The 22,874-nt window shown below is 63.2% G+C and carries 16 protein-coding genes and 1 tRNA gene; 7 read left to right on the top strand and 10 right to left on the bottom strand.

Annotation, left to right across the window (positions count from 1 at the left end; all coding sequences use genetic code 11):
- Positions 1-5 precede the first annotated feature (5 nt).
- The 4 genes from NKI20_RS13655 to thrC are packed head-to-tail and all read right to left on the bottom strand — an operon-like array spanning position 6 to position 6,216.
- Positions 6-2,894, bottom strand: coding sequence for an EAL domain-containing protein (locus NKI20_RS13655; RefSeq protein WP_352831207.1), 2,889 nt, complete (start codon positions 2,892-2,894; stop codon positions 6-8).
- 5 nt (positions 2,895-2,899) lie between these two features.
- On the bottom strand, positions 2,900-3,496 hold the full coding sequence (locus NKI20_RS13650) for a GNAT family N-acetyltransferase (RefSeq protein ID WP_023759145.1): 597 nt from the start codon (positions 3,494-3,496) through the stop codon (positions 2,900-2,902).
- Positions 3,497-3,511: 15 nt separating this feature from the next.
- Positions 3,512-4,804: a M16 family metallopeptidase gene (locus tag NKI20_RS13645; RefSeq protein ID WP_023759146.1), complete on the bottom strand. Its 1,293-nt coding sequence runs from the start codon at positions 4,802-4,804 to the stop codon at positions 3,512-3,514.
- 14 nt (positions 4,805-4,818) lie between these two features.
- Positions 4,819-6,216 carry a threonine synthase gene (thrC, locus tag NKI20_RS13640; RefSeq protein ID WP_352831204.1) on the bottom strand — a complete coding sequence of 466 codons (1,398 nt, stop codon included), beginning with the start codon at positions 6,214-6,216 and terminating at the stop codon, positions 4,819-4,821.
- Positions 6,217-6,344: 128 nt separating this feature from the next.
- Between thrC and NKI20_RS13635 the strand changes: the two genes are divergently transcribed.
- The gene (locus NKI20_RS13635; RefSeq protein ID WP_352831202.1) at positions 6,345-7,073 is read left to right on the top strand and encodes a hypothetical protein; all 729 of its coding nucleotides are present in this window, start codon (positions 6,345-6,347) and stop codon (positions 7,071-7,073) included.
- A gap of 42 nt (positions 7,074-7,115) precedes the next feature.
- Here the strand turns inward: NKI20_RS13635 and NKI20_RS13630 are convergent, their stop codons facing one another.
- Positions 7,116-7,805 carry an HAD family hydrolase gene (locus tag NKI20_RS13630; RefSeq protein ID WP_352608446.1) on the bottom strand — a complete coding sequence of 230 codons (690 nt, stop codon included), beginning with the start codon at positions 7,803-7,805 and terminating at the stop codon, positions 7,116-7,118.
- Between the two features lie 162 nt (positions 7,806-7,967).
- On the opposite strand from NKI20_RS13630, the gene NKI20_RS13625 reads away from it, so the two are divergent.
- On the top strand, positions 7,968-9,101 hold the full coding sequence (locus NKI20_RS13625) for a site-specific DNA-methyltransferase (protein WP_352831200.1): 1,134 nt from the start codon (positions 7,968-7,970) through the stop codon (positions 9,099-9,101).
- Between the two features lie 57 nt (positions 9,102-9,158).
- On the opposite strand, the gene NKI20_RS13620 is transcribed toward NKI20_RS13625, so the two are convergent.
- Positions 9,159-9,770: an HAD family hydrolase gene (locus tag NKI20_RS13620; protein ID WP_352831198.1), complete on the bottom strand. Its 612-nt coding sequence runs from the start codon at positions 9,768-9,770 to the stop codon at positions 9,159-9,161.
- Positions 9,763-10,959: an A/G-specific adenine glycosylase gene (mutY, locus tag NKI20_RS13615; RefSeq protein ID WP_502898096.1), complete on the bottom strand. Its 1,197-nt coding sequence runs from the start codon at positions 10,957-10,959 to the stop codon at positions 9,763-9,765. The genes NKI20_RS13620 and mutY overlap by 8 nt, the downstream gene beginning before the upstream one ends.
- A 55-nt stretch (positions 10,960-11,014) precedes the next feature.
- On the opposite strand from mutY, the gene NKI20_RS13610 reads away from it, so the two are divergent.
- From NKI20_RS13610 to NKI20_RS13595, 4 genes are all read left to right on the top strand, one after another.
- Entirely contained in the window at positions 11,015-11,515 is a 501-nt protein-coding gene (locus tag NKI20_RS13610) for a DUF721 domain-containing protein (protein WP_352608438.1), read from the top strand.
- Positions 11,516-11,678: 163 nt separating this feature from the next.
- The gene (locus tag NKI20_RS13605) at positions 11,679-12,431 is read left to right on the top strand and encodes a DsbA family protein (RefSeq protein ID WP_352831193.1); all 753 of its coding nucleotides are present in this window, start codon (positions 11,679-11,681) and stop codon (positions 12,429-12,431) included.
- A 105-nt stretch (positions 12,432-12,536) separates the two neighbouring features.
- Complete coding sequence (gene smc, locus NKI20_RS13600; RefSeq protein ID WP_352831191.1) at positions 12,537-15,995, top strand: chromosome segregation protein SMC; 3,459 nt, start codon at positions 12,537-12,539, stop codon at positions 15,993-15,995.
- Positions 15,996-16,320: 325 nt separating this feature from the next.
- Positions 16,321-16,791, top strand: a complete 471-nt coding sequence (locus NKI20_RS13595; RefSeq protein ID WP_352831189.1) for a hypothetical protein — start codon at positions 16,321-16,323, stop codon at positions 16,789-16,791.
- A gap of 218 nt (positions 16,792-17,009) precedes the next feature.
- Here NKI20_RS13595 and NKI20_RS13590 read toward each other — a convergent pair whose 3' ends face one another.
- From NKI20_RS13590 to NKI20_RS13580, 3 genes are all read right to left on the bottom strand, one after another.
- Complete coding sequence (locus NKI20_RS13590) at positions 17,010-19,100, bottom strand: O-antigen ligase family protein (protein WP_352831187.1); 2,091 nt, start codon at positions 19,098-19,100, stop codon at positions 17,010-17,012.
- Positions 19,101-19,324: 224 nt separating this feature from the next.
- A tRNA-Gln gene (locus tag NKI20_RS13585) sits at positions 19,325-19,399 on the bottom strand.
- A 128-nt stretch (positions 19,400-19,527) separates the two neighbouring features.
- On the bottom strand, positions 19,528-19,872 hold the full coding sequence (locus NKI20_RS13580) for a VOC family protein (protein WP_352831185.1): 345 nt from the start codon (positions 19,870-19,872) through the stop codon (positions 19,528-19,530).
- Positions 19,873-20,087: 215 nt separating this feature from the next.
- Between NKI20_RS13580 and ppdK the strand changes: the two genes are divergently transcribed.
- A complete protein-coding gene (ppdK, locus tag NKI20_RS13575) occupies positions 20,088-22,772 on the top strand; it encodes a pyruvate, phosphate dikinase (protein WP_352831183.1) in 2,685 nt (894 codons plus the stop codon).
- Positions 22,773-22,874 lie beyond the last annotated feature (102 nt).

The following is a 22,874-nucleotide window of genomic DNA, read 5'->3' as shown; positions in this document are numbered from 1 at the left end:
GCTTCTCACGCTTGCGTCAGCGGATACTGCTCCTTCAGCGTCTTCAGCACCTGGTCGCCCGGCATCGGCGCGCCGAACATGAAGCTCTGCACATATTCGCAGCCCATCTGGCGCAATTCCAGCGCATCGCTGTCGTCCGAAATGCCCTCGGCGACGACAGACAGGCCGAGTTCATGCGCCATGTTGACCATCGATTTGAGCAGCACCGCGCGCTTGGGTGTCTTGTCGTCGACGAAGCTCTTGTCGATCTTGATGGTGTCGAAAGGGAAACGCGTCAGATAGGCCAATGAGGAATAGCCGGTACCGAAATCGTCCAGCGACAGGCCGATGCCGAGCTGCTTCAGCTTGGTCAGCACATGGGCCGTCTGCTCGGGATTGTCCATGACGAGCGATTCGGTGAGTTCGAGGCGGAAGCAGCGCGGCTTCAGGTTTGCGCGGGCGATCACGGAGCGGACGTCGCTGACCAGGTCGCGGCGGATCAACTGGCGGCTGGACAGGTTGACCGAGACCGACAGCGGCGCGTCGCCGATCTGCTTTTGCCAGCTGGCGAGGTCTTCCGCCGCCTGCTGCATGGCGAACAGGCCGAGCTGCACGATCAACCCGCAGCTCTCGGCGACCGGGATGAAATCCGCCGGTGGGATCATGCCGCGGCGCGGATGGTCCCAGCGCAGCAGGGCTTCGAAGCCGGCGACGCTGCCATCCTCCAGCCGCACGATCGGCTGGTAGGCGAGCGTGAACTCGCGCCGCTCGATGGCGCGGCGCAGGTCGGATTCGAACTGCAGCCGATCGGTGCCGACGGTGCGGAAGGCTGGCCGGAACGGCTCGATCCTGTCGCCGCCGAAGCGCTTGGCCTGATGCATGGCCAACTCGGCATCCTTGACCATGTCCTCGGCCGACATTTGCGGCGAGTTCCAGGTGATCAGTCCGATCGAGGCCGTCAGCACGATCTCGCGCTTGGCGAAGGTGATCGGATTGTTGATGGCATGCTTGATGGCGTCCGCGACGGCGGCGATGCGGGCGGGATCCTGTTCGGAAAGCAGCATCAGCGCGAACTGGTCGCCGGCAAAGCGCGACAGCGAATCCTTCGGCTTCAAGAGCCGGTGGAGGCGGCGCGCGATGGTCAAAAGGATGGTGTCGCCGGCAGAAATGCCGAGCCCGTCATTGACCTGCTTGAAACGGTCGATGTCGATGACGAACACGGTCGGGCGCACCTTCTCTTCGGTGCGGGCGATCGAGATGATGGCTTCCAGCCGGTTCATCAGCAATTCGCGGTTCGGCAGGCCGGTCAGATTGTCGTGCACGGCATCGTGCAGCAGCCTTTCCTCGGATTTCTTCTGCTCGGTGACGTCGACCATGGTGCCGACGCAGCGGATGACTTCGCCGTCCGACCCGATCACCGGACGCGCGCGGAGCGAAAACCAGTGATAATGGCCGTCGGCGCCGCGCAGTCGGAAGTTCTGTGACACCCGGCCGCGCCGGTGTTCGAGCACCACATCGAGCGTGGTGCGGAACGTGTCGCGGTCGTCGGCATGCAGCACCGGCAGCCAGTTGCGTGCGGCACCACCGAGGCTGTTGGGCGCCAGGCCGAGTTGGATGCTGACATCGGGCCTGGTGACGACGCGGTCGCGCAGCACGTCCCAGTCCCAAACCGTGTCGCCCGATCCGGCCACCGCCAGCGCCTGCCGTTCGAGGTCGGAGAACAGGCCCTGATGCAGCGCGCCGCCGGCAAAGGCATGCTGCATGACGGTGAAGCCGATCAACAGGATGATCAGGATCAGCCCGCCGCCCAAGGCCGGCTGGGCGATATCGTTGTCCAGCATGCCGGTGATCGCCATCCACGATCCGCACAGCCACAAAAGCACCATCACCCAACTAGGCACCAGCATGATGGCGCGGTCGTAGCCGCGTATGCCGAGGAAGATGATCAGGCCGAGCCCGGTCAGCGCGGTGGCGGCGAAGGACAGCCTGGCGATGCCGGCGGCGACCGCCGGGTCGACGATGGCGACACCGGCGATCAGCAACAGTCCGAGGATCCAGACCAATGCGCCGTAGCTGAAATGGCCGTGCCATCGGTTGAGGTTGAGGTAGGCGAACAGGAACACCACGAAGGTTCCGGCCAGCGCCACCTCGGTTCCCGCCCGCCACATCTGCTCATTGCCGGGCGATATCTCGATGATCTTGTTGAGGAAGCCGAAATCGACGCAGATATAGGCCAGCACCGCCCAGGCAAGTGCCGCGGTCGCTGGGAACATCGAGGTTCCCTTGACCACGAACAGGATGGTCAGGAACAGCGCCAGCAGGCCTGCAATGCCGATGACGATGCCGCGAAACAGCGTGTAGGAATTGACCGAGTCCTTGTAGGATTCCGGATCCCAGAGATAGACCTGAGGCAGCTTCGGCGAGGCCAGCTCGGCGATGAAGGTAATGACCGTCCCGGGGTTCAGCGTCACCCGGAACACGTCGGCGTCGGGGCTGGTCTGGCGGTCGAGCGCGAAGCCTTCGCTGGGCGTGATGGCGGCGATGCGGGTCGAGCCGAGATCCGGCCAGAAGATGCCTGAATTCACCAGTCGGAAATGCGGTGCGACGATCAGCCTGTCGAGCTGCTGGTCGGTGGTGTTGGCCAGCGCGAACACCGCCCAGTCGCCGGTCGAACGCGCGTCATTGGCCTCGACCTCGATGCGCCGCACGATGCCGTCCGGACCCGGAGCGGTCGACACCTGGAAATTCTCGCCCTGGTTCCGGTAGATCTCGACGGCACCGGAAAGGTCGAGCGCGACGTCGTCGCGGGCAATCTTGATCGGCTCGACTGCGAAGGCAGAGTTCGCCGCGCACAGCGTCAGCATTGTCGCGAGGACAAAGGCGAACAGCAGCCCGTTTCGCAGGAAATTCGTCAAAAAAATCAGTCCTTCGTTCCAACGCACGGCGGATCGTCCGCGATCCGGGCATAGAGGTAGTGGTCCTGCCAGATGCCGTTGATCCTGAGATAGGATCGCAGAAGTCCTTCGCGCCGGAATCCGGCTTTTTCAAGCACGCGGATCGACCTGATATTGTCGGGAATACAGGCCGCTTCGATCCGGTGCAACCTCAGCGTATCGAAGGCGAAGCGGGTCACCACCTTGACCGCGTCGGTCATCAGACCGCGGCCGCCAAAGCGTTCGCCGATCCAGTAGCCGACATGGCCGCTTTGCGAGACGCCATGGCGTATGTTGCCGAGCGTGATGCCGCCTGCCAGTTTGCCGCTGCTGCCTTCGAAGATGAAGAAGGCGATGGCCGTCCCCTGCGCATAGTCTTCGCGGTAGCGGCTGATGCGAAGCCGCCACGCATTGCGGTCGAGTTCGTCGGGAGTCCAGCGCGGCTCCCAAGGTTCCAGGAAGGCGCGGCTTTCACCGCGCACCGCCGCCCACTCGCGGTAATCATTGGTGAATGGCACGCGCAGTGTGACGCGGTCGCCTTTCAGCGCCGGTAGGTCACGGCGGAAGAAAGGGAGCGCGAACATGGCGCTTTGAGGGGCTTAGACGGCGAGCTTGCGCGCCGTGGTCTGCGTGCCTGCGAGCGATTCGAGGATCGCCTCGTATGGCGCCAGTGTGCCCACGGGCCCGACAGCGGTAAGCGTCGGCTTGGTCGAGAACAATCGCGACGACAGATCGGTCAGCCGCTCGATCGTCAGCGCCGCCAGCCGTTCCATCAATTCCTCCTTGGCGATCGGCCGGCCGAACAGAAGCAGTTGCCGTGCGATCTGCGAAGCCCGGCTGGCCGGGCTTTCGGCGGACATGATCAGCCCGGCGCGATATTGCGCACGCGCACGGTCGAGTTCTTCCTGCAGGATGTTCTCGCCGGCCTTCTGCAGTTCGTCGATGATGACAGGGACCAGTTCGGCGATATCGCTCTGGCCGGTGGCGGCATGGACGCCGAAGACGCCTGTGTCGGAAAAGCCCCAATGGAAGGCATAGACCGAATAGCACAGGCCGCGTTTTTCGCGGACCTCCTGGAACAGGCGCGACGACATGCCACCGCCGAGGATCATCGACAGCACCTGCGAGGCATAGAAGTCGCGCACATGATAGGCGCGGCCTTCGAACCCAAGCACGATCTGCGCGTCCATCAAGTCGCGGTCCTCGCGGAAATCGCCGCCGATATATTGCGCATACTGCGGGATGGTGCTGTCGGCCTTGCTGCGGAAGCCGCCGAGCTGCTTTTCGACCTCGCGCACGAAATTGTCGTGCTTGATGTCGCCGGCAGCGACAATCACCATGCGCTCGGCGCCATATTGCCTTTCGATGAAATCGTGCAACTGCCTTGAGGTGAAGGATTTGACGGTTTCCGGCGTGCCCAGGATCGAGCGTCCGATCGTCTGGTGGCGAAACGCCGTCTCCGTGAAACGGTCGAAGACGATGTCGTCGGGCGTGTCGTGCGCGGCCCCGATCTCCTGCAGGATCACATGCTGCTCGCGTTCGAGTTCCTGTGGGTCGAACTCGGACTCCTGCAGGATGTCGGCAAGAATGTCGACGGCCAGCGGCACATCGTCGGAGAGCACCCTGGCATAGTAGGAGGTGGTTTCGACGCTGGTGGCGGCGTTGATCTCACCGCCGACGTCCTCGATCTCCGAGGCTATTTCGAAGGCGCTTCGCCTATTGGTACCCTTGAACGCCATGTGCTCGAGCAGATGGGCCATGCCATGCTCGTTGTCACGTTCATTGCGAGCACCCGACTTGACCCAGGCTCCAAGGGCAACCGATTCGATACTTTGAAGGGTTTCGGTGGCGACTGTCAGGCCGTTCGACAGACGGCTTACCTCAACACCCATATGGCTACTACTCCCTAACGCGCCGCCCGCGCGCGGCGGCCGACGTAATCTTCCACCATTTTCAGGTCGGATGGAAGTACCGTGTATTTTTCCTCGGATGTCATCAACCCCCCTAGCCATGCGGGCAGTGCGGGCGACACGCCGCTGGCGGCTTCGACGGCGGCCGGAAACTTTGCCGGGTGGGCGGTGCCCAGTACCACCATCGGCACGGCGCCTGACGCCTTGCCCGCCGCGACATGCACGGCTGCCGCGGTGTGCGGATCGAGCAGGTAGTTGCTGGCCGCGAGCGTCGAGCGGATGGTGGCGGCGACCTCGTCCATATCGGCCCGGCCTGCATCGAATTCGGAGCGCATCCCGACGATTTGCTGGGGCTCGATGGTGAAAGCGCCGGACTGCTTCAGACTGTCCATGTAGCGCCGCACCGTCGCGGCGTTACGGCCTGAGGCCTCGAACAGCAAGCGTTCGAAATTGGACGACACCTGGATGTCCATCGACGGCGACGTGGTCGCAAAGACGCCTTTGGTGCGGTATTCGCCGGTCGCGAAGGTCCGCGCCAGGATGTCGTTGTCGTTGGTGGCGATGACCAGCCGTTCGATCGGCAAGCCCATCTTCTTGGCTGCGTAGCCGGCGAAGATATCGCCGAAATTGCCGGTCGGCACCGTGAAGGAGACGGGCCTGTCCGGGGCGCCGAGCGACAGCGCCGAGGAAAAATAATAGACGATCTGGGCCATGATACGGGCCCAGTTGATCGAATTGACGCCGGAAAGCGCAACCCGGTCGCGAAAGCTATGATCGTTGAACATATCCTTGAGCAGGCCCTGGCAATCGTCGAAATTACCTTCGATCGCCAGCGCGTGGACGTTCTCAGCCGTCGATGTCGTCATCTGCCGCTGCTGCACCGGCGAGACGCGGCCGTGCGGGAAAAGGATGAAGATGTCGGTGCGGCTGCGCCCGGCAAACGCATCGATTGCCGCCCCACCGGTATCGCCCGAGGTGGCACCGACGATGGTGGCGTGCTGATCGCGTTCGGTAAGCACGTGGTCCATCAGCCGGGCCAGAAGCTGCATCGCCACGTCCTTGAAGGCAAGCGTCGGCCCGTGGAAGAGCTCCAGGATGAAGGTGTTGGGGCCGGTTTGCACCAGCGGGCAGACGGCCTCGTGGCGGAAGGTGGCGTAGGCTTCGCGCACCAGCCGTTCGAAGACCGATGCCGGGATCTCGTCGCCGAGAAACGGCGACAGCACGCGGATGGCAAGATCGGGATAGGCAAGGCCGCGCATGGCTCGGATCTCGGCCGCGGAAAACCGCGGCCACTCGCGCGGCACATAGAGCCCGCCGTCGCGCGCCAGGCCAGCCAGCACGGCGTCGGAAAATCCAAGAACGGGGGCTTCGCCTCGGGTACTCACATATTGCATGTCACAAATCCGTTACTGCTTGGCTTTTTCGTCCACTGCAAGGTGGCTAATTTCTGCGCTGGCTCAGTCGCATTTTTGCCGCGCGGTTGATATACGTCACCAGCTTTGCGAGAGGGAAGTGCAGTTTCATGGCGTTTCGTACATTTAGAGGTCGCTTTTTGGCGGGTCTTGCGCTCACCGGCTTTATGCTCGCCGCCGCCGGTTGCCAATCGGGCGACAATGGCATTCTGAACCTCGGCTTTGGCAAGAAGGACCCGACGGCGCCACCGCCGCCGCAGGATCCCAAAATACTGGCCAGCCAGTTGCAAGCCTATTGTCCCAGAGTGACGGTGCGTGACGGCACGGCCTTCTTCAACACCTATTCCAAGGACGTCCAGAAGCCCAGGCCCAAGCTCAAGAAGACGGGCGACGCCGCGCAGGATGCCGCCGCCCAGGCAGAGGCCGACGCCGCCGCTGCTGCTCCGCCCGACGAGTCTGCGAACATCGTCTACCAGGCATCGGTCAGCGACGTGACGCGCGACTGCAGCCGTGCCAACGGCCAGCTGACGATGAAGATCGCGGTCGCCGGCAAAATTGTGCCGGGGCCGAAGTTCTCGCCCGGCAACATCACCATGCCAATCCGCATCGCCGTGATGCACGGTGCCGAGGTCCTCTATTCGCAGATCCACCAATATCAGGTCCAGGTCACCGATCCCTCGGTCGCAACCCAGTTCGTCTTCACCGATTCCAATGTTGTCGTACCGGAGCCGACGGCGCAGGACTATCAGGTCTTTGCCGGCTATGATGAAAACGCGCCGAAGGCGACGACGGACAAGCTGAAGAAGACCCGCAGGAAGAAAGCTGTCGCGACGAACTAAGTCTCGGCATTTGGATGAAGCGTGCGTCGCGGCGCACGCTTTTCAGGCATCCGCCGACCACTCCGACAGCGCGGCGATCACGCTTTTCAGCTCTGCCCAGCGGCGTATCACCGTCTCGGCTCCGGCCTCGGTCAGCGCGTCGGCATGGCCGGGATAGCTGTGGGCGGCGCCGGTGAAGCCGATCACCCGCATGCCGGCCGTCCTGGCGCCATGGACGCCGTGCACGGAATCCTCGATGACGAACGTGTTCGCCGGGTTTGCGTTGAGTTTCTCCGCCGCAAACAGGAACACGTCTGGGGCAGGCTTGGTTTTTCCGGTCGGTGTTTCCATCGCGGAAAAAATGCGGTCCTTGAAGAAGGGCATCAGGTGAACCTTCTCCAGCATAAATTCGATGCGCTCGGAGCGCGAATTCGAGCAGACGCAGTGCGGCGCGGTGACTGCGGCGACTGCCTCGCGCGCGCCATCGATGGCACGTACGTCGCTGCGCAATTTGCGGTCGACCAGTTCTTCGGCGCGGTCGATCAACGATACCTGGAACGGGATGCTGGACTTCTCCTCGACCCGTATCATGATGTCCTTGAACGTCAGGCCAGCGTAGGTCTCGGCGAGTTCTTCCGCAGAGATTTCGTACCCGGCTAAGGTCAGCAGCTCCGCCTCGACGCGGGCGGCAATGATTTCGGAATCGACGAGCACGCCGTCGCAATCGAAGATGACAAGGTCTGGCTGGGGCATGGTGATCCGGACAATGGGAGTATGAAGGGCCTCGGGAGGTGAGGCGGCGCGGCATACACCAACAGGGCCACCTTCGCAAACTCGGCAGTCTTCACCGAATATTTACGCTGATCGGTAACCATAACAGAGAGTAAAACAGTAACGCGTGCCCTGGGTGTCAGAATGTCTGCCGTGCGTCTTCTCGACGAGCTATCCCACGCTCCCCTGCAATCCGAATGGCTGGACACGATCCTCAAGGGCGACTGCGTCGCCGCGCTCGACCGGCTGCCCGAAAAGTCGATCGACGTCATCTTCGCCGATCCACCATACAATCTGCAGCTCGACGGCGATCTGCACCGCCCTGATCAGTCGAAGGTCGACGCGGTCGATGACGACTGGGACCAGTTCGAAAGCTTCGAGGCCTATGACGCTTTCACCCGTGCCTGGCTCCTGGCGGCGCGACGGGTGCTGAAGCCCAACGGCACCATCTGGGTCATCGGCTCCTATCACAACATCTTCCGGGTTGGCGCCAAGATGCAGGATCTCGGCTTCTGGATCCTTAACGACGTGGTCTGGCGCAAGACCAATCCGATGCCGAATTTCCGTGGCCGCCGCTTCCAGAACGCACATGAGACGATCATCTGGGCGTCGCGCGACCAGAAAGGCAAGGGCTATACCTTCAACTACGAAGCCATGAAGGCGTCCAACGACGACATCCAGATGCGCTCCGACTGGCTGTTTCCGATCTGCACCGGCGGCGAGCGACTGAAGAACGACAATGGCGACAAGCTGCATCCGACGCAGAAGCCGGAAGCGCTGCTCGCCCGCATCATGATGGCCTCGACCAAACCGGGCGACATCGTGCTCGATCCCTTCTTCGGCTCCGGCACCACCGGCGCGGTCGCAAAACGCCTCGGCCGCCATTTCGTCGGTATCGAACGCGAGCAGGCCTATATCGACGCCGCCAACGAGCGCATCGACGCGGTGCGGCCGCTGGATGGCGCGGACCTCGCCGTGCTGACCGGCAAGCGCGCCGAACCGCGCGTTGCCTTCGTCAGCCTGATCGACACCGGGCTGATGATGCCGGGCGCGACGCTCTACGACGCCAAGAAGCGCTGGGCGGCCAAGGTGCGTGCCGACGGCACGGTGGCGATCGGCGACAGCGCCGGCTCGATCCACAAGATCGGCGCCGAAGTGCAGGGGCTGGATGCCTGCAACGGCTGGACCTTCTGGCACTATGAGCGCAGCGGAGGCCTGACCCCGATCGACGAGCTTCGCCGCATCGCACGACTTGGCATGGAGCGGGCAGGGGCCTGATCTCCTGCCAATTGCTGCGAAAGTAGCAACGCAACTGATCGCTGGAAGCGGTTCAAATCACGTCTTGATTCCAAGGCGTTCAAGGTCTGCTTGAAGCGTCTTCGCATCGGTGAACAGCACCGACTGCCAGCCGGCCGCCTTGGCGCCGTCGACATTCTTCTGGCTGTCGTCGATGAACAGCGTCGCGGCTGGTTCGAGGCCGAAAGCGGCAACGTGATGATCGTAAATTCCGCGATCCGGCTTGATCATGCCAATCTCGCCCGAGATGGTGACGCCGCGCGGCCGTTCGAGAAAATCGAAGCGCTCGCGCGCCTCGGCCAGCGTGTCGCTGGCAAAATTGGTCAGCATCGTCACGTCGTGGCCGCTGTCGATCAGGCCGACCATGATGGCAACGCTGTCTTCGTAGGCATGCGGCACCATTTCGTGCCAGTGGCGGCGGAAACCGCGGATGTTTTCCGCTTGATCGGGATGGTCCGCTATCAGCAGCGCCTCGGCCTCTTCCCAGGTCCGGCCGCGGTCCTGCTCGATGTTCCAGTCATGCGTGCAGACATTATCGAAAAACCACTTTCTCTCCTCGGCATCCGGAATGAGGCGGCTGAACGGAATGTTGGGATCGTAGTGGATCAGCACTCTGCCGATGTCGAAAACGATGTGGCGTATTTCAGTCATGGGGCCTCTTCGCACTGTGTGATGACGGCTTTTTCGTCGCGCCGGGTATCGCAGCCTCGATTGCCTTTTTCATGACAGTGGGCAGCGCCTCGCCGGAAATCTCGTGGGCGAGCGACCAGAAATGCCCTTCCGGCGCATCACCTTTGATGTGGGCGTGAAAGACTTCGAGTTCGAGAGCGAAATGGGTGAAGACATGGGCAATCTGGCCGGCACGCCGCCAGTCGGCAGGGAAAGGCGCGGCCGCTTCCGTGGTGCCTCCATCGATCCGCGCGGTCCAGCCTGTCGTCGGCACCTCGGTCATGCCGCCAAGCAAACCCTTCTCCGCCCGTTTGCGCAGCATAATGGCGCCGTCGCCCCGTACGGCGACGAAGGCGGCGCCGCGTCGCAGCGGCTTGTCGGCCTTTGGCAGGCGCACCGGGAAGTGCTCGGGATCGCCTGAAACGACCGCGCTGCAGTCTTCGCGCAGCGGGCACAGCATGCAGCGCGGCCGGCGCGGGGTGCAGATGGTGGCGCCGAGATCCATCATCGCCTGGGCGAAGTCGCCCGGCCTTGTCCCTGGCATCATGCGTTGGACATGGGCGCGGATCTCAGGCTTCGCCTCGCCCAGCGGCGTCGTGATCGAAAACAGCCGGGAGATGACGCGTTCGACATTGCCGTCGACGACGGCAGCGGGGCGGTCGAAGGCGATCGCCATGATGGCCGCCGACGTATAGGCACCGATGCCGGGCAGTTCTCTCAATCCCGTTTCCGTGTCGGGAAACCGGCCGCCACGCAGGGCCACCTGATCGGCGCAGGCCTTGAGATTACGGGCGCGGGAGTAGTAGCCGAGCCCGGCCCAGGCTTTCATCACGTCCTCGGTCGGCGCCGCGGCCAGCGCCTCGACATCAGGCCATTTCTCGACGAAAACCCGGAAATAGGCCTTCACCGCCTCGACCGTGGTCTGCTGCAGCATGACTTCGGACAGCCAGACGCGGTAGGGATCAGGCCTTACGCCCCGCGCATGCTCGCGTGGCGTTATCCGCCACGGCAGTTCGCGGTGGTGCACATCGTACCAGCCGAGCAAGCGGGATGCGATATCGTCACGAACTCTAGATGTGGCTTTGCCACTATCTCCAGATGCAGCTTCTCCGGATGCAGCGTTGCTGCTATCTCGGGAGGCGGTCTTGCGGGTCTGGTCTGCTGGTGCCATTGATCGGGAATTGGCCTTGGCCGATACTGATGAACGTCGTGGCTGGAGAACGTACATGGCAGGGAGAACGCCCTACGGCAATCCCGTCCCGGTCAGCGATCTCGCGACCAAGATCCTCGATCCGGTGCTGCGCAAGCGGGCCGGCATTTCGATTGGCCTCGTCCAGTCATGGGAAGAGATCGCCGGCCCACGTCTGGCCAGCCACTCGCGCCCTGAAAAAATCCAGTGGCCGCGCCGCATGCATGAGGACGATCCGTTCGAGCCGGCGGTGCTGGTCATCGCCTGCGAAGGCATGGCGGCACTTCACCTGCAGCACGAGACCGGCGAGATCATCAACCGGGTCAACGCCTTCCTCGGTTTCACCGCCATCAGCCGCATCAGAATCCTGCAGAAGCCGGTGACAGCCGACAAGGCAAGGCGCAGGCCGGCCCTCAGGCCGCTGACGGCAGCCGAGAAGACGAAACTGTCGGGGACTGTCGGCCTTGTCGACAATGACGGACTGCGCGCATCGCTGGAAAAACTTGGCGCTACCATTATCGGGGAGAGGAAGTCATAAGCCTCTTGAAGAAAGTCATGGGTTTGTCGTCAATATCTCGCTTTCGTGATCGCCTTTGTCAGGTTAGGCGATTGGATTGGGGATGGAGATGCCTTAATTCGCGCCAACTCTCGCCTTTTCGTGTCTTTGCATTGCAAAATCCAACCCTTGTCAGGTGATTCGTATGAACCGTCCCCCGTTTGGCCAAAGTCTGTCTCGCAGAAACGTTCTGTCTTCGCTGGCGGCCATTCCGGCGGTTGCCCTGCTCGCCGCCTGCAGCGACTCCAGCGAGGAGGCCAAGGCCGCGGATGTGAAGCCAGCGGCCCCGGCCGCTCCCGCCAAGCCTGCGACGCCGGCCACGCCGGCCGCCGCTACCGCGCCGGAGGCCCAGGGCACCGTGGACATGGCGGAACTGATGAAGCCGGGTGCGCTGCCCGACAAGCAGCTTGGCAAGGACGACGCCAAGGTCACCATCGTCGAATACGCCTCGATGACCTGCCCGCACTGCGCGCATTTCGCCGAGACCACCTTTCCGGAACTGAAGACCAAGTACATCGACACCGGCAAGGCGCGCTACATCCTGCGCGAATTCCCGTTCGATCCGAGCGCCGAAGCCGGTTTCATGCTGGCGCGCTGCGCCAAGGATAACTATTTCCCGATGGTGGATGTCCTGTTCAGGCAGCAGGCGAACTGGGTCGGCGTCCAGAACACCAAGGATGCGCTGCTGCAAATCTCGAAGCTCGCCGGTTTTACACAGGAGTCCTTCGAGGCCTGCTTGACGGACCAGAAACTTCTGGACGATGTGAGATCGGTCCAGAAGCGCGGCGCCAACGAATTCAAGGTCGACTCGACACCGACCTTCTTCATCAACGGTAAGACCTACAAGGGGGCGATGTCGATTGAGGAAATGTCGGCCATCATCGACCCTCTGCTCTGACATACGGTCAGCGCTGAGGCGGCGCCGCCTCGGCGCGCGCCGCGTCTTGTTGTGCCGTGAATTCCAGTCGCAAAACCGCTCAAAACCGCTTGATGGGCGGCGCGAATGAAGTTTTCGCGCCTTCGCCTACTCGGTTTCAAGTCTTTCGTCGAGCCCGGTGAGTTCGTCATCGAACGCGGACTGACCGGCATTGTCGGGCCGAACGGCTGCGGCAAGTCGAACCTTGTCGAGGCGCTGCGCTGGGTGATGGGCGAAAGCTCCTACAAGAACATGCGCGCGTCCGGCATGGACGATGTCATCTTTTCCGGCTCGGGCACGCGCCCGGCACGCAACACCGCCGAAGTCACGCTTTTCCTCGACAACAGTGACCGCTCGGCGCCTGCTGCTTTCAACGACGCCGACGAACTGCAGGTGTCGCGCCGCATCGAGCGCGAGGCGGGCTCGCTCTATCGCATCAACGGCAAGGAAGCGCGCGCCAAGGACGTGCAGCTTCTGTTCGCCGACCAGTCGACCGGCGCGCGTTCGCCGTCGATGGTCGGTCAGGGCCGTATCGGCGAACTGATCCAGGCCAAGCCGCAGGCGCGCCGCGCGCTGCTCGAAGAGGCGGCCGGCATTTCCGGCCTGCACACCCGCCGCCATGAGGCCGAGCTGCGGCTGAAGGCGGCCGAGCAGAACCTCGAACGGCTGGACGACGTCGTCGGCGAACTGGAAAGCCAGATCGAAAGCCTGAAGCGCCAGGCGCGCCAGGCGTCCCGCTTCAAGAACCTGTCCGCCGATATCCGCAAGGCCGAAGCGACGCTCTTGCATCTGCGCTGGACGCTGGCCAAGACCCAGGAGGGCGATGCGCGCTCGGCGCTTGCCGTTGCCACGGCGCTTGTTGGCGACCGCGCCGCCGCACAGATGGCCGCCGCGCGCGAGCAGGGCATCGGCGCTCACCGCCTGCCCGATCTGCGCGACGCGGAGGCCGCCGCGGCTGCTGCCTTCCAGCGCCTGTCGATCGCCAAGTCGCAGATCGAGGAGGAGGCCGGCCGTATCCGCGCCCGTCAGACCGAGCTCGAGCGCCGGCTGCAGCAACTCGACGGCGACATCGCCCGTGAGGAGCGCATGGTCCGCGACAATGCGGACATCCTCGAACGCCTTCGCGCCGAAGAAGCCACGCTGAATTCCGAAAATGCCGGTGCGGCCGAGCGCGAGGCCACCACCCGCGCCGCTTTCGAACAGGCGGCATCGACGCTTTCGCAAAGCGAAGCCAAGCTCGCCACGCTGACCGCCGAGCGGGCGGAGGCCGCCGCCGCGCGCAACCAGATCGAACGGACGCTGCGCGACACCGCCGAGCGCCGCGACCGCTTCGGCCGTCAGCTTGCCGATGTCGACCGCGAAATGTCGGAGATACTCTCCAAGGTCGCCGGCCTGCCGGATCCGGCCGAGAAGCGCGTGCTGGTCGAACAGGCCATGGCGCTGCTGGAGGAAGCCGAGGCTGCCGTATTGGAGACCGAACAGTCGGTCATCGATGCCCGCACTACCGAAAGCTCTGCCCGCCCACCGCTTCAGGATGCCAGGGCCGAACTGGCGCGGATCGAGACGGAAGCGCGCACGCTGGCCAAGATACTCAATGCCGCCAGCGGCGACCTTTTCCCGGCGGTGCTGGAGCAGATCAGCGTCGACCGCGGTTTCGAGACGGCGCTTGGTGCGGCCCTTGGCGAAGACCTCGACGTGCCGCTCGACCGCAGCGCACCGGTGCATTGGGGCGAAAGCGGAATCCAGCCCGGCGACGCGGCTCTGCCCGAAGGCGTCAGGAGCCTTGCCAGCGTGGTTCACGCGCCGGCACAGCTCGCCCGACGCCTGGCGCAGATCGGTATCGTCGAGCCGGGCGATGGCCGCCGCCTGCAGGCGCTCCTTGCTCCCGGCCAGCGGCTGGTCAGCCGCGAGGGCGCGCTGTGGCGCTGGGATGGCTTTACCGCCAGCGCCGACGCACCGACCGCCGCCGCACAGCGGCTAGCGCAAAAGAACCGGCTGGCCGAACTCGATGCCGAGGCGATACAGGCGACGCTCGTCCTGCGCCAGGCCGAGGAGGCGCTTGCGCAGGCCGAACAGGCGCTCCGCCTGGCGAGCGAGGCCGAGCGCAATGCGCGCCAGGCCGGTCGTGACGCTCAGCATCGGCTGGACGCTGCCCGCAATGCGCTGGTTGAGGCTGAACGGGCCGGCGGCGAATTGCAGAGCCGCCGCGCGGCACTGGACGAGGCGCGTGCCCGCATCGTCGACAGCTATGAGGAGACCTCGGAAGCCTTCGCCGAGGCGGAAATGCTGCTGCAGGACGCGCCCGATCTCGGCGACCTGCAATTGCAGCTCGAACAGTCCTCGGCCAATGTCGCCCGCGACCGCGCCACGCTTGCGGATGCACGTGCGGTGCACGAGGGTCTGCGGCGCGAAGCCGAGGCGCGCGCGCGCCGGCTGGATGCCATTGGCGCCGAGCGCAGCAACTGGCTGGAGCGGGCTGAAAACGCCTCGACGCAGATCGCATCGCTTGGCGAACGCAAAGCCGAAGCCGAGGCCGAACGCGAACGGCTGGCGGATGCTCCCGATGAAATCGACGCCAAGCGGCGCGCGCTGCTGTCGCAGCTCACCGAGGCCGAGACCTTGCGCAAGGCGGCGGCCGACCGTTTGCAGGAAGCCGAGAACCGGCAATCCGAACTGGACAAGGCCGCCACCGGCGCCATCCAGTTCCTGGCCGAAGCGCGCGAGACCCGTGTTCGTGCCGAAGAGCGGCTGACCGCGGCCGACGAACGCCGGCTGGAGGTCGAGGCGCGCATCCAGGAAACGCTGAACACGCCGCCGCATCTGGTCATTCGCCACACCGGTCTGGAGGCTGACGGCCCGATGCCCGACATGGCCGAGATCGAGCGTCAGCTCGATCGGCTGAAGATCGAGCGCGAGCGGCTGGGCGCCGTCAACCTGCGCGCCGAGGAAGAGCAGAAGGAGCTTTCCGACCGGCTCGAGGCGATCGTGTCCGAACGCGAGGACATCATCGAGGCGATCCGCAAGCTCAGGCAAGCAATCCAGAGCCTCAACCGCGAAGGTCGCGAGCGATTGCTTGCCGCCTTCGACGTCGTCAACAGCCATTTCCAGCGGCTGTTCTCGCATCTGTTCGGCGGCGGCACGGCGGAGTTGCAACTGATCGAATCCGACGATCCGCTCGAGGCCGGGCTCGAAATCCTGGCCCGCCCGCCCGGCAAGAAGCCGCAGACCATGACACTGTTGTCCGGTGGCGAGCAGGCGCTGACGGCGATGTCGCTGATCTTCGCCGTGTTCCTGACAAATCCGGCGCCGATCTGCGTGCTCGACGAAGTCGACGCCCCGCTCGACGATCACAATGTCGAGCGCTTCTGCAATCTCATGGACGAAATGGCTAACACCACCGAGACGCGCTTCGTCATCATCACCCATAACCCGATCACCATGGCGCGCATGAACCGGCTGTTCGGCGTGACGATGGCCGAGCAGGGCGTCAGCCAGCTTGTGTCGGTCGACCTGCAGGCCGCCGAAGCGATGCGCGAAGCGAGCTGACCCGGTCCGGCTGTCGACTATCCGCCGTTGCGGTGCATGGCCCAGTTCGCGCACGTTGCGACCACAAGAACCGCACGCCATACAAATGCAATCGGTAGCCCAATCGAACACATCCAGATCGCGCGCTATCAGCGCCGTGCCCTTAAAGGCCTCGATCATGGCCCCGCCCACGACCGGGCAGATGGCCTCGCTTCCGCTAGTTTTAGTTTAGTTGCAGTCGCAATTTAACGCTCGATCACATCCGATAACATTTGCGTTCCAAGTCATTCAACGCCGGAGTGGCCTCCATATATGCCTTCTCGGGCCGAGGACCGTCGGCCGATGAATGCGCCACTGCGGCTCGACGCGACCAAACGGCCCTTTTGGAAAGCGGCTTCGCCGCTCGCTTCATCATAGGAGATATCGTCATGCGCACCTTCATGCCAAAAATCATCGCGGCCGCATCTTCGCGGCCATACCGCTTTCGAGCGCCTACGCTGTGCACCGTCACCACAAGGTAAAGGTCGACACCCAGACCACGGCATCGGTGCCAGCGGATCCGGAAGCGAGGGCGGCGTCAGATCAGTTGCTCAGCGTGAAGCAGGGTATCCGCGTGGCCAGGAAAACTGGCAAGATCACGCAGGATCAAGCCCGCGACCTGATGCAGCAGGCGGATATTATTCAGCACACTCCGTCGACTTCAGCCCGTTCGAAGCTTGGGCAGATCAATGCGCTCGATCAGCGGCTTCAGGCTACCACCGGCCAAGGAACCTACATGGGTGATGGCGCGGATGGCGGCTACTATCCAAACGGCTGAACAACACACGCCGTTCAAAAGGTGACCGCCGGCGTGAACGGCTTCCTCAACCTCACGCCGGCACCGCGACGCGGCGGTGCGGGCCGGGCTCTTGCAGGGGCGCCCTGTGCGCGGGGCAGGGCGGTGGCGCCTTGCGACGATTGCACCGGATCTTTGAAAAAACGACGGAACCATCACTGAGTCAGACCAGTTGGCCGGATGCGGTGCCAGAGCCGGCCCTAGAAATAGGTTCGCGGCGCGACAAGGTTGTTCTGCTGGCGAACATAATAACAGTAGAAGCCGAACGCTGCAGCAAACCACATGAAGGCCTCGCCCATAGCCAGCCGGTTGTTTGAATTGGTAAGGATGGTTATGGCGAAGAAGACCAGCGTCGAGATGTAGCAGGACCATGCGGCCGGAGCGATAAGCTTGGCCCGCATGGCCAGCAGAACCTGCCTGGACGACCAGGTGTAGAGGAAGGCAAAGAACGCCAGTCCGACCACACCATAGCGCACCGCAATCTCCAGATAGCCGTTGTGGAAGACGTTTAGGATCATCGGATGATAGGTTCTGTGCTGCCATTCGGTCAGCCAGCTGGAACTGGCTCCGAAGATCGGGTGGCGTTTCCAGATCTCGATCGCATCCGCCCACAGCATCAGCCGTTCCTTGGCTGCAAGCGGCGTCGTATCGCTCGCGATGGCTCGGTCGAAGGCTGGGAGGACGCCATGCCTCAAGATATCCGGAACCAAGGCCTTGACGAAGATCATGGTGTCGCCGGCGGTGGACGAGAAGATGTTGTGTGTTGCGACAACGCCGGCCGCCACGATCGCCAGCACGGCACCTGAAACCAACAGTTCGCGGCGATGGCCTCTCGCCAGGGTCATGACCGCCAACAAGAGCAGGGCGAGCGCAAGCGCAAGCCAGACGCCCTTCGACCGCATCTCAATGATGTTGACGAGGGCAAACAGCAGGACGGCTGTCGACAGCGCCCAATGCAAGTTCTTGGTTGCTTTCCCGAGGTCCGTTCTCTGGGCCGTGTATGCCATGAACTGCAGCGCGCAAAGGAAGATGAAGCCGGCAGCCACCGACGCGTGGATGGGATTGTTGAAAAGCCGCGGGGTCGGTTGGATACCTTGAAGCATGTCCGAATAGAAGGTGTCCGCCGCCAGGAAGACAAGACTGAGGATCATGAACCAGAATACGAGCCGCGCGGGCTGCCTGATAAACAGCAGAAACGCGAAGCCGGTCGTCGCATAGAACAGCGGAAACATGTAAATGCCTTCGGCGCCACCCAATTGGTGGGTGCCGAAATAGACGATCGCCAGTCGGATGAAGACGTAGAGCGACCAACCCAGACACAAAAAGCCGACCCAACCGATCAGCGGTTTGCTGTAGGTCCACAAATCCACCCTGAACCAGCGGATGACTGCGACCAAGGCAAGGGCCAGGCCCGCATAGCGGTAGGTGTCGGCCTCGCGCCACACCGCGGAAACCATGGCGAGAGTGGCGAGCGCCGCAAGCAACAGAAGCAAGGTATGGCGCGGCGCGTTGTCCTTGGCATAGTCCAGGGTTTCTCGCGGCAAAGGGGGCCGCAGCAGGACGTGATGCAGGCGGCGCAGTTCGTCCTTGGCCCGCAACGCACCAGCACTTAGCCGGCTCGGTCCGCCAAGCCTTGCAGATTTGTAGCTTCCCGAGGGACCGGCTATGGCGGAAATCTTGCTGCTGGCGGCGAAGCCAAGCACGTTTTGGCGAACTGAATAGATTTTCAGGCCGGTATCCCAAAAGCGTTCGAGTGCGACATCCCATGGCATTTTCATTACGGCGAGCGCCGACAACAGTCCCTGGGCTCCCTGGCGCGTCACCAGATAGGCGGCGGCCGAACCTTGCGGGCCATGCAGCGCGCGACCGATCTCATCGCCTTCCGTCGTCTCGATGGCGCGCATGAAGAAGCTCGTGCGATGGTTGGTCAGCTTGATGGCATCGAAATCCGGCACCGCCGCGATGATGGCCTCGATGCGCCGCATTGTGCGTTCGCTGAAGAGGACGTCGTCTTCGACAATCAGGCCATAGGCGCCGCCACCGGCGAGGAAGGTCTCCAGCGCCCGGATATGGCTGCGGTAACAGGCATATTCGCCGGGCAGAATGTCGCGCCCGCTCAGCTTGCGCGCGGTTGGAAGATCGATCTCCGTCCAGTCCTCCTTGGCGAGGGCGCGGCCGTCGATGGCGGCAATGCGCTGCAAGGTCAGGCCGGCCGCTTCGGCGCTGGCGACCAATTCGCTCCAGCGACCGGTCTCGCGGTCGAGGTTGATGGCGAAGATAGGAAGGTTCATTGAAGTTCCATGTTGAGCCGCCACCCCTCTTGGTCGAATCTTCGATGACCTTGTATGGAAAAGAGGGAGATGTTCAATACTGTTCAGACTGCAAAGTGACGATCCCGATTTGCCGCGATTTGCACTGGGAGGCTCGAACCACTCCAAACCCAACGGGCCAAAAGTGTTACCCATATCTCCGGTATAAAGTGTAACCTATGTGTCCGGAACGGACCTTAAAGGGATGGCTGGGGCGCCAGGATTCGAACCTGGGAATGTCGGTACCAAAAACCGATGCCTTACCACTTGGCGACGCCCCAATTGCCGTCAGAGTCGCTGGTGCGGCGCGTTATTAGCAGAGCAGCCGAAAAGCACAATCCTTATGAGCGACAGTCAGAACGATCAAATTTGGTCAGGCAAAGCAGCGCCGCCGGACGACGTGCGGCGGCTATTCGGACCACACAGCCATCTCGTTGCCGGCCGGATCGACAAAGTGGAAGCGCCGGCCGCCGGGGAATGAAAAGATCGGCTTGACGATCGTGCCGCCGGCGCTCTCGACGGCACCGAGCGTATCTTCCAGATCCTTGCTGTAAAGAACGGGTAGCGGCTTTGCCGATGCTTCCGCGGCATCGGCCTGAAAACCGCCGTCCAGGCCCTCGGCAAAGGCCGAATAGGTCGGCCCATAGTCGGTGAAGGACCAGCCAAAGGCGCCACTGTAGAAGGCCTTGAGCCGATCCAGCGCTCCGCCCGTCGCCGGCATTTCGAGATAGTCGAGTTTTCCGGACGATTTCATGGGCACCTCTTTGTTCACGGTATGTTCTACTCCAAAAGCTCCGCGATGGCAAGTCTTTTTGCCGCATCCTTGGACGCGGCTTTTGCTTAATCGATTGTAGGGGCCAGGCCGGCTTCGCCGACGCCTTGCCTTTCGCACTGCAGCATCATATCGCTCCAGGGTCGGACCGGCGGAACTACCCGTTTCGCCAATCTCCTGCAACCGGAGAGCAATGCATGACCAAATGGGTTTTCACCTTTGGCGATGGCGCGGCGGAAGGCCGTGCCGGCGACAGGAATCTGCTGGGCGGCAAGGGCGCCAACCTGGCCGAGATGTGCAGCCTGGGCCTGCCGGTGCCGCCGGGCTTCACCATCACCACTGAGGTCTGCAACGCCTATTACGCCAATGGCCGCACCTATCCGGCCGAATTGGAAGCCGATGTCGCGGTTGCGCTCGATCACATCGGACACCTGACCGGCCGCCGGTTCGGCGACCCATCGAAACTGCTCCTGGTGTCGGTGCGTTCGGGGGCTCGCGCCTCGATGCCCGGCATGATGGACACCGTGCTCAATCTCGGGCTGAACGACGAGACGGTGGAGGCGCTGGCCGCCGATTCCGGCGATGCGCGCTTTGCCTATGACAGCTACCGACGCTTCATCCAGATGTATTCTGATGTCGTCATGGGCCTCGACCATGAGGTGTTCGAGGAAATCCTGGAGGACCAGAAGGGCGGGCTTGGGCATGAGCTCGACACCGAACTGACGGCGCTCGAATGGCAAGGCGTGATCGCGCTCTACAAGGCCAAGGTCGAGGAAGAACTCGGCAAGCCGTTCCCGCAGGATCCGCATGAGCAGCTATGGGGCGCGATCGGCGCCGTGTTCTCGAGCTGGATGAACAACCGCGCCATCACCTACCGGCGCCTGCACGACATTCCCGAAAGCTGGGGCACCGCGGTGAATGTCCAGGCCATGGTGTTCGGCAATATGGGTGAGACATCGGCCACCGGCGTTGCCTTCACCCGCAACCCGTCGACCGGCGACAAGATGCTCTACGGCGAGTTCCTGGTGAACGCACAGGGCGAGGACGTCGTCGCCGGCATCCGCACGCCGCAGAACATCACCGAGGCGGCGCGCATTGCAGCGGGCTCGGACAAGCCGTCGCTGCAGAAGCTGATGCCGGACGCGTTCCGGTCCTTCGTCACCATCTCCGACAGCCTGGAAAAGCACTACCGCGATATGCAGGATCTCGAATTCACCATCGAGCGCGGCAAATTGTGGATGCTGCAGACCCGCTCGGGCAAGCGCACCGCCAAGGCGGCGCTGAAAATTGCCGTCGAGATGGCGCGGGACAGACTGATCACGAAAGAGGAAGCCGTCGCCCGCATTGACCCGGCATCGCTCGATCAGCTGCTGCACCCCACCATCGACCCCAAGGCCGCGCGTGACGTCATCGGCATCGGCTTGCCGGCGTCGCCCGGTGCCGCCACCGGTGAGATCGTCTTTTCCTCTGCTGACGCCGAGGAGTTGAAGACGCAAGGCCGCAAGGCGATCCTGGTGCGCATCGAAACCAGCCCCGAGGACATTCACGGCATGCATGCGGCGGAAGGCATCCTGACCACGCGCGGCGGCATGACCAGCCACGCCGCTGTGGTGGCACGCGGCATGGGCAAGCCTTGCGTGTCGGGTGCCGGCTCGCTGCGCGTCGACTACAAGGCAGGCACGCTGATGGCGATGGGTTCGACCTTCCGCAAGGGCGATATCGTCACCATCGATGGCGGCAATGGCCAGGTGCTGAAAGGCGCCGTGCCGATGCTGCAGCCGGAACTTTCCGGCGATTTCGCCGCCATCATGGAGTGGGCGGACGCGGTGCGCCGCATGAAGGTGCGCACCAATGCCGAAACGCCGCTCGACGCGCGCATGGCGCGCTCCTTCGGCGCCGAAGGCATTGGCCTTTGCCGCACCGAGCACATGTTCTTCGATGGCGACCGCATCGTCGCCATGCGCGAGATGATCCTGGCCGACACCGAAAAGGACCGGCGTACGGCGCTCGCCAAGCTTTTGCCGATGCAGCGTTCGGACTTCCTCGAATTGTTCGAGATCATGGCCGGCCTGCCGGTGACGATCCGCTTGCTCGATCCGCCGTTGCACGAATTCCTGCCCAAGACCGAAGAGGAGGTGGCCGAGGTTGCCGCCGCCATGAAGGTGTCGCCGGACAAGCTCAGGCAGCGCACCGAGGCGCTGCACGAGTTCAACCCGATGCTCGGCCATCGCGGTTGCCGCCTGGCCGTCTCCTATCCCGAAATCGCCGAGATGCAGGCGCGCGCCATTTTCGAGGCGGCCGTCGAGGCCGGCAAGAAGGCCGGCGCGCTTGTGGTCCCCGAAATCATGGTGCCGCTGGTCGGCCTGGTGAAGGAGCTCGACTACGTCAAGGCGCGCATCGATGCGGTTGCCAAGAGCGTCATGGAGGAAACCGGCGTCAACATCGAGTATCTCACCGGCACCATGATCGAACTGCCGCGCGCGGCGATCCGCGCCCATGTCATCGCGCAGTCCGCCGAATTCTTCTCCTTCGGCACCAACGACCTGACCCAGACGACGTTCGGTATTTCACGCGACGATGCGGCCTCGTTCCTGGAGACCTATCGCCAGAAAGGCATAATCGACCAGGATCCGTTCGTCTCGCTCGACATCGACGGCGTCGGCGAACTGGTGCGCATGGCTGCCGAAAAGGGCAGGGCGACGCGGCCCGACATCAAGCTCGGCATTTGCGGCGAACATGGCGGCGACCCGGCCTCGATCCGCTTTTGCGAAGAGGTCGGCCTCGACTACGTGTCCTGCTCGCCCTATCGCGTGCCGATCGCCAGGCTGGCGGCCGCACAGGCGGCGGTGCGGGTCGCGAGAGCAACTCCAGGAAAACTGTGAAACGGTTTTTCCCGGGAAAGCGCGCAGCGCTTTCCCTTGGGGAATCGCGTCAAAACAAAGAGTTAGAGCAGTTCGCCGTTTCGTGAAACGGTGAACTGCTCT

Source organism: Mesorhizobium sp. M0830 (assembly GCF_040319965.1).
Classification (GTDB): Bacteria; Pseudomonadota; Alphaproteobacteria; order Rhizobiales; family Rhizobiaceae; genus Mesorhizobium.
Note: the sequence above shows the minus strand (reverse complement) of the source record. Positions and strands in the feature narration are given on the sequence as shown.

Excerpts from the sequence above, each read along its gene's own strand:
- NKI20_RS13580 (WP_352831185.1), bottom strand. The coding sequence starts at position 19,872 with ATGAAATCGTCCGGAAAACTCGACTATCTCGAAATGCCGGCGACGGGC.
- NKI20_RS13630 (WP_352608446.1), bottom strand. The coding sequence starts at position 7,805 with ATGCCCCAGCCAGACCTTGTCATCTTCGATTGCGACGGCGTGCTCGTC.
- ppdK (WP_352831183.1), top strand. The coding sequence starts at position 20,088 with ATGACCAAATGGGTTTTCACCTTTGGCGATGGCGCGGCGGAAGGCCGT.
- NKI20_RS13645 (WP_023759146.1), bottom strand. The coding sequence starts at position 4,804 with ATGGGTGTTGAGGTAAGCCGTCTGTCGAACGGCCTGACAGTCGCCACC.
- NKI20_RS13590 (WP_352831187.1), bottom strand. The coding sequence starts at position 19,100 with ATGAACCTTCCTATCTTCGCCATCAACCTCGACCGCGAGACCGGTCGC.
- NKI20_RS13650 (WP_023759145.1), bottom strand. The coding sequence starts at position 3,496 with ATGTTCGCGCTCCCTTTCTTCCGCCGTGACCTACCGGCGCTGAAAGGC.
- mutY (WP_502898096.1), bottom strand. The coding sequence starts at position 10,959 with ATGGCACCAGCAGACCAGACCCGCAAGACCGCCTCCCGAGATAGCAGC.
- NKI20_RS13635 (WP_352831202.1), top strand. The coding sequence starts at position 6,345 with ATGGCGTTTCGTACATTTAGAGGTCGCTTTTTGGCGGGTCTTGCGCTC.
- thrC (WP_352831204.1), bottom strand. The coding sequence starts at position 6,216 with ATGCAATATGTGAGTACCCGAGGCGAAGCCCCCGTTCTTGGATTTTCC.
- NKI20_RS13605 (WP_352831193.1), top strand. The coding sequence starts at position 11,679 with ATGAACCGTCCCCCGTTTGGCCAAAGTCTGTCTCGCAGAAACGTTCTG.
- NKI20_RS13625 (WP_352831200.1), top strand. The coding sequence starts at position 7,968 with ATGTCTGCCGTGCGTCTTCTCGACGAGCTATCCCACGCTCCCCTGCAA.
- NKI20_RS13610 (WP_352608438.1), top strand. The coding sequence starts at position 11,015 with ATGGCAGGGAGAACGCCCTACGGCAATCCCGTCCCGGTCAGCGATCTC.
- smc (WP_352831191.1), top strand. The coding sequence starts at position 12,537 with ATGAAGTTTTCGCGCCTTCGCCTACTCGGTTTCAAGTCTTTCGTCGAG.
- NKI20_RS13620 (WP_352831198.1), bottom strand. The coding sequence starts at position 9,770 with ATGACTGAAATACGCCACATCGTTTTCGACATCGGCAGAGTGCTGATC.
- NKI20_RS13595 (WP_352831189.1), top strand. The coding sequence starts at position 16,321 with ATGCGCCACTGCGGCTCGACGCGACCAAACGGCCCTTTTGGAAAGCGG.